Annotated in this window: 13 protein-coding genes, 1 tRNA gene and 1 pseudogene; 10 read left to right on the top strand and 5 right to left on the bottom strand. The window is 59.3% G+C overall.

The features are described 5' to 3' along the window. Positions 1-724: 724 nt before the first annotated feature. From ABQU90_RS05615 to pgaD, 4 genes are read left to right on the top strand one after another with little or no spacing between them, the layout of a single operon-like run. A complete protein-coding gene (locus tag ABQU90_RS05615) occupies positions 725-2,683 on the top strand; it encodes a tetratricopeptide repeat protein (protein ID WP_323523430.1) in 1,959 nt (652 codons plus the stop codon). Continuing rightward, positions 2,665-4,563 carry a poly-beta-1,6-N-acetyl-D-glucosamine N-deacetylase PgaB gene (pgaB, locus tag ABQU90_RS05610; protein WP_323523429.1) on the top strand — a complete coding sequence of 633 codons (1,899 nt, stop codon included), beginning with the start codon at positions 2,665-2,667 and terminating at the stop codon, positions 4,561-4,563. Before ABQU90_RS05615 ends, pgaB begins: the two co-directional genes overlap by 19 nt. A gap of 3 nt (positions 4,564-4,566) precedes the next feature. Beyond that, the gene (gene pgaC / locus ABQU90_RS05605) at positions 4,567-5,820 is read left to right on the top strand and encodes a poly-beta-1,6-N-acetyl-D-glucosamine synthase (RefSeq protein WP_228325365.1); all 1,254 of its coding nucleotides are present in this window, start codon (positions 4,567-4,569) and stop codon (positions 5,818-5,820) included. Next, a complete protein-coding gene (gene pgaD, locus ABQU90_RS05600; RefSeq protein WP_323523428.1) occupies positions 5,817-6,263 on the top strand; it encodes a poly-beta-1,6-N-acetyl-D-glucosamine biosynthesis protein PgaD in 447 nt (148 codons plus the stop codon). The genes pgaC and pgaD overlap by 4 nt, the downstream gene beginning before the upstream one ends. Positions 6,264-6,505: 242 nt before the next feature. On the opposite strand, the gene ABQU90_RS05595 is transcribed toward pgaD, so the two are convergent. Beyond that, positions 6,506-6,748 carry a hypothetical protein gene (locus ABQU90_RS05595; protein ID WP_323523427.1) on the bottom strand — a complete coding sequence of 81 codons (243 nt, stop codon included), beginning with the start codon at positions 6,746-6,748 and terminating at the stop codon, positions 6,506-6,508. A gap of 142 nt (positions 6,749-6,890) precedes the next feature. Here ABQU90_RS05595 and ABQU90_RS05590 point away from each other — a divergent pair, with 142 nt between their 5' ends. After that, a complete protein-coding gene (locus ABQU90_RS05590; protein ID WP_323523426.1) occupies positions 6,891-7,046 on the top strand; it encodes a hypothetical protein in 156 nt (51 codons plus the stop codon). 262 nt (positions 7,047-7,308) lie between these two features. Continuing rightward, positions 7,309-8,319, top strand: a complete 1,011-nt coding sequence (locus ABQU90_RS05585) for a hypothetical protein (protein ID WP_323523425.1) — start codon at positions 7,309-7,311, stop codon at positions 8,317-8,319. A gap of 939 nt (positions 8,320-9,258) precedes the next feature. Here the strand turns inward: ABQU90_RS05585 and ABQU90_RS05580 are convergent. Further along, a pseudogene (locus ABQU90_RS05580) lies at positions 9,259-9,797 on the bottom strand (SOS response-associated peptidase family protein); the annotation flags it as partial. A gap of 438 nt (positions 9,798-10,235) precedes the next feature. Between ABQU90_RS05580 and ABQU90_RS05575 the strand changes: the two are divergent. Together ABQU90_RS05575 and ABQU90_RS05570 are read left to right on the top strand one after the other, a co-directional pair. Next, positions 10,236-10,478, top strand: a complete 243-nt coding sequence (locus ABQU90_RS05575; protein ID WP_323523424.1) for a hypothetical protein — start codon at positions 10,236-10,238, stop codon at positions 10,476-10,478. Then, entirely contained in the window at positions 10,475-10,660 is a 186-nt protein-coding gene (locus tag ABQU90_RS05570) for a hypothetical protein (RefSeq protein ID WP_323523423.1), read from the top strand. Before ABQU90_RS05575 ends, ABQU90_RS05570 begins: the two co-directional genes overlap by 4 nt. 17 nt (positions 10,661-10,677) lie before the next feature. Here the strand turns inward: ABQU90_RS05570 and ABQU90_RS05565 are convergent, their stop codons facing one another. After that, positions 10,678-11,154, bottom strand: a complete 477-nt coding sequence (locus tag ABQU90_RS05565; RefSeq protein WP_323523422.1) for a hypothetical protein — start codon at positions 11,152-11,154, stop codon at positions 10,678-10,680. A gap of 650 nt (positions 11,155-11,804) precedes the next feature. On the opposite strand from ABQU90_RS05565, the gene ABQU90_RS05560 reads away from it, so the two are divergent. Both ABQU90_RS05560 and ABQU90_RS05555 read left to right on the top strand, forming a co-directional pair. Then, positions 11,805-11,972: a hypothetical protein gene (locus ABQU90_RS05560; protein WP_323523439.1), complete on the top strand. Its 168-nt coding sequence runs from the start codon at positions 11,805-11,807 to the stop codon at positions 11,970-11,972. After that, positions 11,923-12,255, top strand: a complete 333-nt coding sequence (locus tag ABQU90_RS05555; protein WP_323523421.1) for a tyrosine-type recombinase/integrase — start codon at positions 11,923-11,925, stop codon at positions 12,253-12,255. Before ABQU90_RS05560 ends, ABQU90_RS05555 begins: the two co-directional genes overlap by 50 nt. A gap of 46 nt (positions 12,256-12,301) precedes the next feature. Here the strand turns inward: ABQU90_RS05555 and ABQU90_RS05550 are convergent, their stop codons facing one another. Next, complete coding sequence (locus tag ABQU90_RS05550; RefSeq protein ID WP_323523420.1) at positions 12,302-12,916, bottom strand: hypothetical protein; 615 nt, start codon at positions 12,914-12,916, stop codon at positions 12,302-12,304. Between the two features lie 245 nt (positions 12,917-13,161). Further along, positions 13,162-13,238, bottom strand: a tRNA-Arg gene (locus ABQU90_RS05545). Positions 13,239-13,338 lie beyond the last annotated feature (100 nt).

Below are 13,338 nucleotides of genomic sequence, written 5' to 3'. Positions count from 1 at the left end.
CTGTGCAACGGTCAGACCTGGGCCTGCCGTTGCTCACATCGCCGCACCTGGCTGCCAAAACGGCAGCACAACCCTTGGACACGGCGAATGCGGCGCCACTGTGCTGCAGCGTTAAGAGCAGGTCAACGCAGCGTGTAGGGGCCACCCTGTAAGAAAATGCCGACAAATGCATTTATGTGACATAAATCACACAAATATCGGACGCTACCGTAAGGATCATGGAGATCGCAGGGTCGCTTAATTGCCCTCATAGGCCCGAAGTTCCGCCAACGCGCGGCTATTGAGACTATTCAAGACATGCACCACAACGCATACAGTTACCCCTACCTGGGTCTTAACTCATTCTTGATGCTTAGACGGCTTTTCAAAAATGAGGCCTGACGCTGCTGTCGACTCAATAGATGGGCCGCTACATTGGCGCCCATGATTGTGCAGACCTGCGCATTTGTGCCAACCGATCTCAAGTAATGAACATCTCATCAACATAGTGATGACACTCGCTTTACACAGGCATACGCAGTATCGCCGCACTTCATAGCTGGATCGCTTGTGAACTTCTCTTCCCCCCTGTTTGCACATGCACGTGCAGCGCGGTCGTCCTGACCGTACAGGCGCACTCACTCCCCTGATCAGCCTTGCCTTGTTTGCCGCATGTGTGCCCCTGGCGCACAGCGGCGAAGTGCGGTCGACAGATGTGACTGGCGCCTCCATCGCCCTTACGCCCATGCAGCAAGCCGAGCAATTGCGCGGCCAGCAGCGCTATGCGGAAGCGCTCGCCATCTACGAACGCGTGTTGCGTGCAGACCCGCGTGACAAAGGCGCGTACACGCTGCGTGCGCTCACGCTCAGCGATCTGGGCGGCGCGCAGCTTGCCGCAGAAGCGATGTGGCGCCACCCGGACTGGTTTTCGCAGCAGGAGCGCGAGCGCATCGACAACGATCGCGTTGCGCGCATGATCGGCTGGGCCAGCGCCGAGCCAGTCGATGCCGCGCACCGCTATGCAGAGACCGATCAGGCATTGATCAGTGTGGCGCGCATCGAGCGCGACGCACCACCACAGGTGGCCTGGGAAGCGACGCGGTTGCGTATCGACAGCCTGGTTGCCCTCAATCAGCGTCAGCGCCATCGCGACGTGGTTGCCAACTATCAGGCATTGCGTGCGGAAGGCATCGAGGTGCCCAGCTACGTGCTGCCGACCGTTGGCGATTCGCTGATGGGGCTGCGTCGCCCTGCCGAAGCCGAAGCCGTGCTGCAGCAAGCGCTGCAACACAACCCGGACGACTTCAACACGCAACTACTGCTCGGCTACGCATTGCTGGAGCAAGAACGCTTCGATCAGGCGATGCCGTTGTTCGAGCAGCTGGCCGCGACGCAAGCGCCTTGGCCACGTCGTGCCGGCGCAACCAGCGGCTACGAAAACTGGGACCGCTTCAGCGCCGATGTCGCACTCGCCACCGCACGCTCTGCAGCCAACGACAACCGCGGTGCAGATCAGGTATTGCGCGAGCGCATCGCGATTGGCCCCGATAATGCCGAGCTGCAAGCGGCATTGGCCTCGATCGAATCGCGCCGCGGACACGCCACGCAAGCCCTGCAACGCAATCAGATCGCGCTTACGCTGGACCCGCATCAAAAGCAGGCACGCAGCGGCGTGGTCGAAAACCAGCGCGATCTCGATCGCCTGGATCTGGCCGATGCGCAGTTCAAGACCTTGCGCACCGAGTACCCCGATGATGTCGGCCTGCAACGGCTGGGTGCGTCGCTGGAACGCCAACGCGGCTGGCAGGTGCATCTGAGCCATGCGTGGGGACGCAGCGACAACGACAACAGCGCCACCGCAATCTCGCCGCTCGGCAATCATTTCGGCAGCGCGCTGCTGGAAGCCGAATCGCCGCTGCTGGGCGAGCGCTGGCGCGTGGGCTTGCGCGCGCGCGACGACTGGGCCGATTTTCAGGACACCCGCGTGCGCTATCGCAGCTTCTGGTTGGGCACGCACTACCGCTACGACCGGCTGGATTTGAGCGCCTACGGTGGCCGCGCACTCGATGATTTCGATCGCGATGGCACCGCCTGGGCACTGGATGCGGGCTGGCGATTCTCCGATGCGTGGTACGGCAGCGTTGCCTGGCGCACACGCGACCCGGAGGCATCGTTGCAAGCGCGTCGGTTGGGCATCACCGGCGACAGCATCGGCGCAACGCTGCGCTGGACACCCAGCGATGAAACGCGCTGGGACCTGCAGGCACGCCAGCTGCGTTACAGCGATGGCAATCGGCGCAACCAGCTCGATCTGTCGGGTAGCCAACGCCTGTGGGCACGGCCGCATGTGCTGATCGATGGGCTGGTTTCCGCATCCGCCGGGCGTGCCGAAGACGACCGCGTGGTCGATTACTTCAACCCACGCCGCAGCGCAGGCGTGGCTGCGGGTGTGCGGATCGAACAGATTGGCTGGCGGCGTTACGACTACGCCTTTCGGCAGCGTCTGGAAGTCACCGCCGGCCCGACCTACCAATCCGGCTTTGGCAGCCAATGGGTGCCGGCGCTGGCGTATCGGCATCTGTGGTCGCTGGGCGATGGCAGCGCGTTGACGTATGGCGTGAGCTGGTCGCGCCCGGTCTACGACGGCCGGCGCGAACAACAACTTGGATTGGACCTGGATTTCCGATGGGGAGGTACGCCTTGATCCGCCTGCCGCTGTTGCTGCTCGCACTGCTGCTGATGACCTTCGCGTCGTCGGCGCATGCGGGTCTGCTGGTGCTCAGCTACCACGATATTCGCGACGACGTCGCCGCCAAAGGCGACCCGGATCGCTATGCGGTGTCCACCAGCAACTTCGCCGCGCATCTGGATTGGCTGCGCTCGCACGCGTATCACCCGGTGAGCGTGCAGCAGGTGCTGGATGCACGCGCCGGCCGGCGCGCCCTGCCCTCGCGGCCGGTGTTGCTCACCTTCGATGACGGCTTACGTAGCGTCTATACACGGGTATTTCCGCTGTTGCAGGCCTACGGCTACCCCGCCCTGGTCGCGCCGGTAACCAGCTGGGTCGAACTGCCTGCGGGCAAGGTGGTGCCGTACGGCCCGCGCGATTTCACCCGCGACGATTTCGTCACCTGGGCGCAACTGCGCGAGATGCAGGACAGCGGCCTGGTCGAGATCGGCTCGCATAGCGACGACCTGCATAAGGGTATTGCCGGCAATCCGTTCGGCAATCAGACCCCTGCGGCAGTCACACGGCTGTGGGATGCGAGCAGCGGCTACGAAAACGAAGCCGACTATCGCCAGCGCATCGAAACCGATCTGCGGCATAGCCGCGATGCCATCGTGGCGCATCTGGGCAAGCCGCCGCGCACGATGGTGTGGCCGTATGCCGCCTACAACCGCGCCAGCAACGCCATTGCCGCGCAACTGGGCATGACGCTCAGTTTCGATCTGGAAGGCCGCTCGCACGAAGCCGATATCGGCCAGCAAGGCCGCGACCGCGTGGATGGGCAATCGCTGGCCAGCCTCGGGCGCTTGCTGTTGTTCAACAACCCGGACGTGCGCGACCTGGCCGGCGAACTGCGCCGCGATCTGTCGCGCGATGGGCTGCGCGCCATCCAGATCGACCTGGATTACGTCTACGACCCAGACCCGGCACAGCTGGCGCGTAATCTCGACATTCTGGTTCAGCGCGTCAAGGACATCGGACCCAGCCACGTCTTCCTGCAGGCCTTTGCCGACCCGGATGGCGATGGCGCGGCCGATGCGCTGTATTTCCCCAACCGCCATCTACCGATGCGCGCCGACCTGTTCGGACGCGTGGCATGGCAGCTGCGTACCCGCGCCGGTGTGCGCGTATTCGCCTGGTTGCCGGTGCTCGGCTTCCATCTGCCCGACGCGCAGCAACAGGCCGCACTGCAGATCCGTGCGAACGACCCGAAGGATGTGCCGCGTCTGGACCCGGGCAACCCGCGCACCCGCCAATTGGTGGCCGACGTCTACGAAGACCTTGCCGCGAATGCCTACTTCGAAGGCCTGCTGTTCCATGACGATGCCTACCTGCGCGACGACGACGTGCCGGCCTACGGCGGCGGCGATCCGGCCAGGCGCACGCAGGCGCTGATCGGCTTCACCCAGCAGCTCAAGGTCGCCGCAGAGCGCTGGCGCCCCAAGCTGGTCACGGTGCGCAATCTGTTCGCGCAGCCGGTGCTGGAGCCGCACAGCGAAGCGTGGTTTGCGCAGCGTCTGGACGCCTTTTCAGCCGCCTACGACTACACCGCGTTGATGGCAATGCCCTACATGGAAAACGCCGACGACCCGCAGCAGTGGCTCACACAACTGGCCACGCGTGTCGGTCAGCAGCCACATGGTTTCGACAAGACCATCTTCGAACTGCAGACCGTGGACTGGCGCACCGGCAAGCCGCTACCTGAGGGCGTGCTACTGGCGCATTCCAAGTTGCTGCTGGCGGCCGGAGTGCGTCATCTGGCGTATTACCCCGACGATTTCATTGGCGGCCATCCGTCCCTGCCCGAAGCGCGCGAAGCCATCTCGGCCCGCCAATTCCCCTATATCGAGCGATGACCGATGACGACCAGCCTCTTACTGGCCGCCCTGTTCAACTTCGCGTTTTACTACCCGATCATCATGGCGTTTTTCTGGATGATCGGCGGTATCTACTACTACCTGCGGCGCGAACGCGGCACACCAGGGCCGTCCAAGCCGCCGCCGATGGCCAGCGAGCCGTTCGTGTCGTTGCTGATGCCTTGCTACAACGAGGCCAAGCACGTCGCCGAAACCATCGCAGCGATGAGTGCGCAGCACTATGCGGACTTCGAGATCATTGCCATCAACGACGGCAGTACCGACCGCACCGCCGAAGTCCTCGACGACCTCACGCATCACCATCCGCGCTTGCGCGTGGTGCACCTTGAGCAGAATCACGGCAAGGCCAACGCCTTGCGCGTCGGCACGCTTGCGGCGCGGTCCGATTATCTTGTGTGCGTGGATGCCGACGCGATTCTCGATCCGCATGCAACGCGCTGGATGGTGGGCCACCTGATTTCCGGCCCGCGCGTCGGCGGCGTTACCGGCAACCCGCGCGTGCGCAATCGCACCACGCTGATGGGCCGCATGCAGGTCGGCGAGTTCTCCGCGATCGTGGGCCTGATCAAGCGCGCCCAACGCGTGTACGGCCGCCTGTTCACCGTGTCCGGTGTGATCTGCGCGTTTCGTCGCTCGGCCCTGCACCACGTCGGCTTTTGGTCCGACAACATGGTCACCGAAGACATCGACATCTCCTGGCGCCTGCAGCTCGATGGCTGGGATATCCGTTACGAGCCCAACGCGCTGTGCTGGATCCTGATGCCCGAAACCTTTGGCGGCCTGTGGATGCAGCGCCTGCGCTGGGCGCGCGGTGGCGTCGAGGTCTTACTGAGCCATGGCCGCCGCGCACTGGCCTGGCGCAGCCGGCGCATGTGGGCAGTGTTGCTGGAATACACGCTGAGCCTGATCTGGGCCTACGTGATGTTGTTCATCATCGTGCTGTGGGTGCTCGGCAAGTTCATCGCGATGCCGCCTGCGTTGTACATCGACACCATCCTGCCGCGTTGGCATGGCCTGGTGCTGGCAGTGGTCTGCCTGCTGCAATTCGGCACCAGCCTGATCATCGAACGTCGCTACGAAAAAGGCCTGGCACGCCAGTTCTTCTGGGTGATCTGGTACCCCGCTGCCTTCTGGATGATCGGCATGCTCACTGCCGTCATCGCCTTCCCCCGCGCCCTCATCGCACGCCGCAATAAACGCGCACGATGGAAGAGCCCCGACCGAGGAATCCAATGACCCCGCCCATCATCAACCTGCCGCAACGCCTCGGCCGCTCGCGCCGTCTCGCCTACGGCGCAGCCACCGCCGGCGCCTGGATGGTCTATTTCTATCTCTGGGCACCGCTGGCCACGCTGATCGCCTGGTTCTTTGGCCTGCGCAGCGCGTACACCGAGCTCTACCTGAAGCACAACGCCATCGACCCGTTCGCCCTCGGCGCACTGCCGGTCATCGCCCTGATGGCCGCCATCACCACCGTCGGCTGGGCCGAATACAACCGCCTGCGCTTCGCCAATGCCGACAAGCGCAAACGCCCCCGCACCGTGGCCGAACTCGAAGTCGACCAACGCCTGGGCGCCACCGAACAACTCGGCACCCTGCTCCGCCATAGCCGCATCTCATCGGTGTCAATGGATAAGTCCGCACGGCCGGTGGGGGTGCGGGTGGTGCGGCATCGGTGAGTGGTCGGTTAGCACTATTAATGCCCCTTTGGTTCTGGTCGCACCGAAGTTTGAGCGCTTAGTAGTCATTTAGGCTTCAAATCGCGACTTGGCACTGATAAAGACGCTCAGGCAGCTAACTTGATGCGGCCGCTTGAGGTTAGCGATGCAACGGACCACCTCGGCGCTCACCCACTTAGTTTCAGTGGTCCCGCCCAGCGGGTAGTTTGGGTGATCAAGCTCAACGGGGCGCCGGGGTGTTGTTAGTACACGTGGTACGCCACGGCGCCGTCCCACGCGTTGCGCTCCTCGATTTGCAGGATATTGCGCTCCGGGTCGTTGAAGTCTAGCGGCACTATGTCGGCCTCCAAGCATCTCCATGCTAAAGGCACGCCTCCGCCATGCTCCAGCGCCCCGCTCAGGTCTTGGTAGACCGCCTTGCCATCGCGCAACCAGCTGCGCGTGAGCAACTGCTGACACGCGCCGTAGTCATGCGCGCGGGTCACTTCGGGTTTTCGGACGCCTTGCAACCTCCCCGAGACAAGCTATCCAGTACCGAGGCGTCAGTCAGGAGGAAATGATGGTCATGAAAGCGTCTTGCAGCCTGCCACACGTACTCGAACGACGTCTGGACCTGAGGACCACAGAATGAAAGAACAATTTGCGCATATCGTGCTGAACCCGCTGACTTGTACCCTCGGCATCGTCTCCGAGGCTTCCGACGGATCGCCCGCCAGGGTCGGCTCCATGCCGACGACAGCTCTCGCAAGCAGGCACGCGCTGGATTCCACGGACGGCCAGTAAATCCTGACCCACATTGGTCAGCGCAAAGCAGGCACTGCAACCATGACCATGGAGCTCGGACTTCTTGTTGAGGTTCTGACAGCGGGTCGCTAACTTTGAACATGAAAATTCCCGACGTAGTGGCCGCCACGCGGCCGGTGCTTCGCCGCCTAGTCAGCTACTATCTTCAGCACCATACGTGCGTTCCATCACACCCCAGCCACGCGCATTTGACGCGGCTGCAGCTGGGCAAGGATATTGAGTGCCGGAGCAATCACGTTCCATGGAAGCGCAAAAGGAGTTGACATTGATCAAGTATGTAGTAGGTGTGGCATTCGCAGCGGGGTTCACTTTTTCGTCCGCAGCTTACGCCGCAGCCGGAATTTGTAATGACTGCAACCTAGGCAGGAAGCAGACAATGTCTCGTGAATTTGGAGTGGGCGATCACCATCTCTGGGATTTCAATCGTCGAACCGTGTATCACATGATTGTTTCGGTAAACGGCGGAGGCAGTCCACCGAATCCGATGTCTTTACCCGCAGCCGACTACGTTCGGCTTACGTCAGACCCCAAAATGACGACATCTGCGGGAGGGCAGCTGATCGTGAAGGAAGTCGCTCTGACCGCTCTCGAACAGCAGGGGCTGGCTGCAGGCCTTGCTGTCTACGACGCCAACGGTGGATCTCCTTACGTCGTAAGTACGCTGCCTGCAAGCATCAATGTCGCCACATCTGCTGCAGCAAACAAGATTGCAGCCAGGGTTGGTCCACAGGCCGAAACCCGCCCCATGACCGCAATGGATGCCGTCACAACCCCCGTTTATAGGGAAGCTGCAACCAGGGCAGCTTTGGGCATCGACAATCTTGGACCATTTTGGTACCTAAATGAGCAGCTCCGAGTTGCGGTATCCAACCTGACCAGCGTCATTAATATTGGAGCCATACGCAGCCCGTTTGTAGTTACCAACATAGTTCAGTTTCCTGACGGCTCTTATTTCAAGGTCGAATGGAATTGGGGTCTAAAAGATTATTCATACGTAAAGGGATCTGCTAAGGATGCTGCAGGTAACTTCATCCCTGAAACCAAGGCTGATGTCACGGGAACCGATGCAGAGCGCAACTATGTATACCCCTATTATCGAGAATCTCTGGATGCCGGAGAGCGAATGGTTGAGCACATCGGAAACCTAGGAGTTCGGTGGCAGGGAGCCACAACGAGGCCCGTAAACCGCGCCTTCCACTTAGCTTGTACAAGCACCCCAACCGGTGCTGTATGCCAAATCGTGGCATATTAATATATGAATACTCAGACACAGACCAACAACGCTTTTGCGATCCGTTCTTTCCTTTCACTTGCCGGTGGAGTAATTTTATTCCAAGCCGGAAATCTACTAGGGAAAGGCTCGTCGTATCAAATGAACTGGTATTTTATTGCCTTATGCGCCTTGTATGCACTGGTTCCGATTGCCATCCTTCGAGCTATTCAGCGCCGCCCGAGTTTTTCTAGGCGGCGCTATTCGATAACTCTAAGTACGCTAGCGCTATTAGCAGTCGCCGGGGGAATTGCCTTTTCGCTGATTCCCTTACCTAGCCCTTAGCGCCCAGCAACAGCAAACCGCCTTTTTAATCAGCACCGATGCAGGCTCATGCCTGCATCGGTTCCAATTCACAAGCAACCTTAGACGTTGAGCTTTGCCGGTTAACGCTTCGGCTACCCTGCCGAGTGCCGCTGACGCACTTCGGCTTCCACCGTCCTCTGGGCCTGTATTGCACCACTGTCGAGGGCACAAGGCCTCGAAGGCGGCGAGGAGTCATCGTACTGGTCCTTCCAGTACGCCTAGACGGCCATCGCCCAGAGCAACTCTAGGGCCGCTGCATGCTCGCTATCTCAGCCGCCGCCTCAAAGGCCTCGGCAAGCAACATGGAGACCGGCGGCGCCTTAACCTGCCTCGACTGTTATTTGATCGTGAGCCGGGCACCCTGCTCACCGTTCCCAATGAGATGAATCGTGACTATGGTATGGGGATCGATCGAACTTGATCGATACAACTTCCACTCGTCCCGCACGTAGTCCAGGCCGCGCACAGCATAGCGCCACCCATTTCGTGGGGCAGCTCCGGTAGTGCAGGACCTTCCTGAGCGATGACGCGCTAGGTTCGTTAGATCGCCGCAGTGCTGCGCGATGTGCAGATCGTGATGGCATGACGATCTATCTTGGTTGTGGCTGCTTCTGGTCAAGCCGCCAGCCGGTGCTCGTAGTAAGGGTGCCGCTTGTCTTCGAAGATCGTGTAAAGCGCATCCGGGTCGCGCGGATCTGGATTGAGCCAGGCGTCGAAGTGTTCGGGCTTGATGTTGATAATCTTCGGGTCATGGCCAGCTGCAGTGACCTCCGGCTCTGGTTCGTCGGTGATCGCAGCGAACGACAGAAGGTCGGGCTCGATGCCGACGGGATCGCGCCAGTGCGACCAGAGGCACGCCACTAGCATCGGCTCGCCGTTGCGCGGCACGAACTCTATCCGCTGATTCTGCCCTCTAGGCCTTCGACGTTCTCGTAGAAGCGGTCGGAAACCATCAGCCCATGGGTGTAGCCGAACTGCCGGCGCCAAAACCCTTCCAAGTTGTCCCGACGAGCGTTGTAGGTACCAGGTAATTTACGGTCGTACATTCCCGGCGTGCCGGCCGGACGGCACTGGTAGCGCATAGACTTCATGACCCGCTGACCGTTTTCGACCACCAGCACCGGGCAGTAGACGCCGGGGAATATCCGGCTGTCGTACTGGCCGCGCGTGCCTCCGCCGCTGGTCAAGCTCGATACCCACACACCGCCCGAATGCGCGACGGCATACTTGCGCCCGCCGGGGTACGCGCGTGTGGTGCCCTGCTCTCCTGGAAGCATGAAGCTATCCACGACACGCTGCGGCTTGCGCAATGCATCGAAGATGAGCTGGTTCTGCAGGTTTCGAATCTGCAGGCCATGCGGGGAAGCGTCGCTATCGCGCAACGTGTCGAATGCGTACCACTCGAACGACAAACCCGTAGAGCCCTGCAGCGTGAAGGTCGCGCGCCAAGTTGTTGCATCCACCTGTGTAAGCGCCCCAATGCGCCCCACCCAATTGGGGCTATGGACGGCGACGGTGGGCATCACCACACAATTGCTGATGATGAAGGCACCGGCCGACACACCCTACTGCGAAGACACCACGGTGTCAGTTTGCCCGACGCCTCGTTGGCGGAGGAACAGCCCTCTGTATTCGCCGTCGATCATCAACAAGTTGCTACCGTCCATGCTGCGGACACTGAAAAATGCATCAACTGGCTCGACCAAGCTGGCCTGGTTCAGTTCGACGACCCGCAGTTCCCGAACGTCATCACCTTCAACACGCGCGGCATCACCTACGCCGAGCAGCTGCTGCGCGACGAACCCGCTGCGCGTGGCAAGGCAGGTGGGCAATGAGCGCCTTCGCCCAATCCACCGTCCGTCACAAAGACCGCGAACGCGCCGAACTGGCCGCGCACCTCAAGGCCTTCGCCAAGCGCGGCGGCAAGGTGCAGAAGCTGGGTGCTAAGTCGATGCGTAAAAATTTGTCGCGGCGTGAGGTCAACGATGCGCGAATCCAAAGCGTGAACACCCGATGATGGCGCTAGACGTAACGTTACTTACTTATCGAGACCGGAGAAGGCTTAGTTCCCTCTTGATCAGAGGTAACGCATTTGTCTTTTCCGCGTCTGTCTTTAAGCACATCGACTGTTGTCAGAAAAACTACCGCCATCATAAAAACTGTAAGACAGTAAACAACGAAAGCTATCCATCTTTTCTTGACCTTTCTAGAACGCGTCACGAAGACAGGCCGCAGAAAAATAGCCGCCGCTATGACCATAATCGTGATTGCCCCCAAGAAACTAAAGACTACTGCTGCAAGGCGGTAACCGAGATAAAGCCCCGAAGTCCAGATAGTGTCTGCAGCAGCGACAAGAGTTGCAGTGAGAGCCAAACATTTAATCAGCTCTATGAAAGGCTTGAACCACTCATGCTTCGCAGTCTCCACTACTTTGCAACGCCGCCGCCTCCTCCTCATTTCTAATCTTTTTGAGAAATCCTGGAATTCAATGCTGCCAGCCTTCGCGTTCATTACGGTCTCACCATTCCACTTCCCCTTACTTTATCGCACTCACTTCTCTTTTAATATGAATTAAATAGAGATCAAAGCCGCACTGTCGCACACTCACAATGGATATATACAGATTTAACAATTTGCACTAGCGGCAGAGTGATCAGTTTAACGCAAATAAAAATATCAGTGGCAATGATTGGCTAAATGTAGCGGAGGCGGCGCACTACTGTGGCGTCTCCGAATCCCAGTTCCGCAAGAACGCCCTTGCCTACGGCCTCGCGCCGCGGCGCTTCACGGGCAACCAATTTTACGAAAAGTCCGCGCTCTATGCGGCGATCCACGGCGCACATCAATTGCAACAGTCAAGATCTATTGGTGAGGCCCAAGCGCCTACCTCCTTTGGCACCAGGGCGGCGTACGTCGCCGCATCTCCCTCGGCCGCTTCGGCCCTCATGAGGCTGAAGAAATACGAGCAGCGAAAGAAGCTGAGCTAACCCACGGCGTTCGCATCCTCGCTCGCCTGCCGCTGGTGAGTGCCCACCTTGACTGGTACCTGGATTGGTACGCGGCCGAGCACCCCACCACGGCAGGAAAAGCGCGCAGCGAAGTGAAGCGCTTTATCGCAAAGTTCGGCCATCGCCCCGATCGACACCCTTCGTCCGATGGAGATGGAAGACTACAAACCCGATCGCTTGATCACCGATAAAGCAGCTCCTGAGACGGTGGGCAAAGAGATCCGCAGACTCCAGGCCGTCTTCCGCCGCGGAGTGAAATGGAAGGAGCTCGATGTTAAAAAGCCGGACAAAGTCAGGCAAATGGCGCGAGGTGCCGCTTAATCGCTATGCCAGATGGGCGCTGCGTCACCTGTTTGACCCCGTAGTGGATGTACACAGAGACACCATTAGTGATTGGTTTTCAGCGGACGCCGTCAACTCAGGCATCGGTAGGAGCCCTCATAGATTGCGCCACACCTTTTGTGCCCATTTGGTTATCGCAGGCATCCCGCTGCGGCGGGTGCAGATCATTGCTGGCTACTCTGATTACGCCACAACCGAAAAATACTACGTTCACCTTACGCCGGAGGGGAATGCGGCGGCGGCGGACAAAATCAAATTTTAGCTAGCCAACCACTTGTGCGAATGCATCACTGCAGTTGAAAATCACCTTAGGGATTTGATTCAGGGGCATTCACCAAGGCGTGACCGATAAACTTCTCCCCCGGAAATAACTGCTCCGAAAAAGCCTTAAGCTTTTCCATCATTTCGGGCAGCGACTTATCACTTGCTGCTGCATGGCGCCTCATGCTTGAAGTCAAGTTCACAGCTGTCTCAAACATGTATTCCCCCAAAGACTCCCTGAGAATTGCTTCATTCACATAGACATCCCGAAGGCGAAGCCTAGACATTTCAGGGTGCAATTCTCGAATCGCATGTTCGGCCCGAATCCTAATGGTGACTAGCACCTGGTCAAACCTCAGCTGCTCCGTGTGTAATTCAAGCAGGATATTTCTCTGCCGCGTCTTTAGAATAAAGTCCAAGTCATCTATTTTTTGAACAAGTCCGAAGGACTCGATGGGCAAAACCGCCGCCATGTTGAATACACAAAAGAGATCATTCGGATACTTTTCGAACTCAATCATGGTGGTCCGAATTTCGTTGTACTGAGCCAGGAGTACAAGTAGCGCACGATTGAGAGAGGCAATTTTCCGTGATCGCTCCGCATCCTCGTCCTTGGCCTGACCTAATCTATAAGCGAATTGTGCACCGAGGAAAGTGCTCAATAATGAGCCTAGCAATAACCCGAGCTCTTTGTTCGAGATTGAACCATTATTCTGGAGAAAAAATATTACTACCAGGCTTGCCAACACCGCCAAGATATATGGCCAAGACTTAGATCCGAACCTGAACATATCACCTCGATATTCTGCGAGCCGAGTGCGCTGTGGCAGCTGTGGCAAACGCTTGTGGATATGTATCAACATCTGCCGGAGGCAATGCTTGAACGCGCAACTAAACCATTGATTCCTGGTGACCCCGGCCCGATTCGAACGGGCGACCTTCCCCTTAGGAGGGGGACGCTCTATCCAGCTGAGCTACGGGGCCAAGGGCGGTATTGTCGCATGTTCAGCCAGCTTGCCAAGCCGGCCGGGGGTGGGTGGAGCCTGCTAAAATCGGCGGCTACCCGTGTCGCTGCCGGCCTTGG

Source organism: Xanthomonas sp. WHRI 10207 (genome assembly GCF_040202975.1).
Classification (GTDB): Bacteria; Pseudomonadota; Gammaproteobacteria; order Xanthomonadales; family Xanthomonadaceae; genus Xanthomonas.
This window is presented reverse-complemented; position numbering and strand designations above follow the sequence as displayed.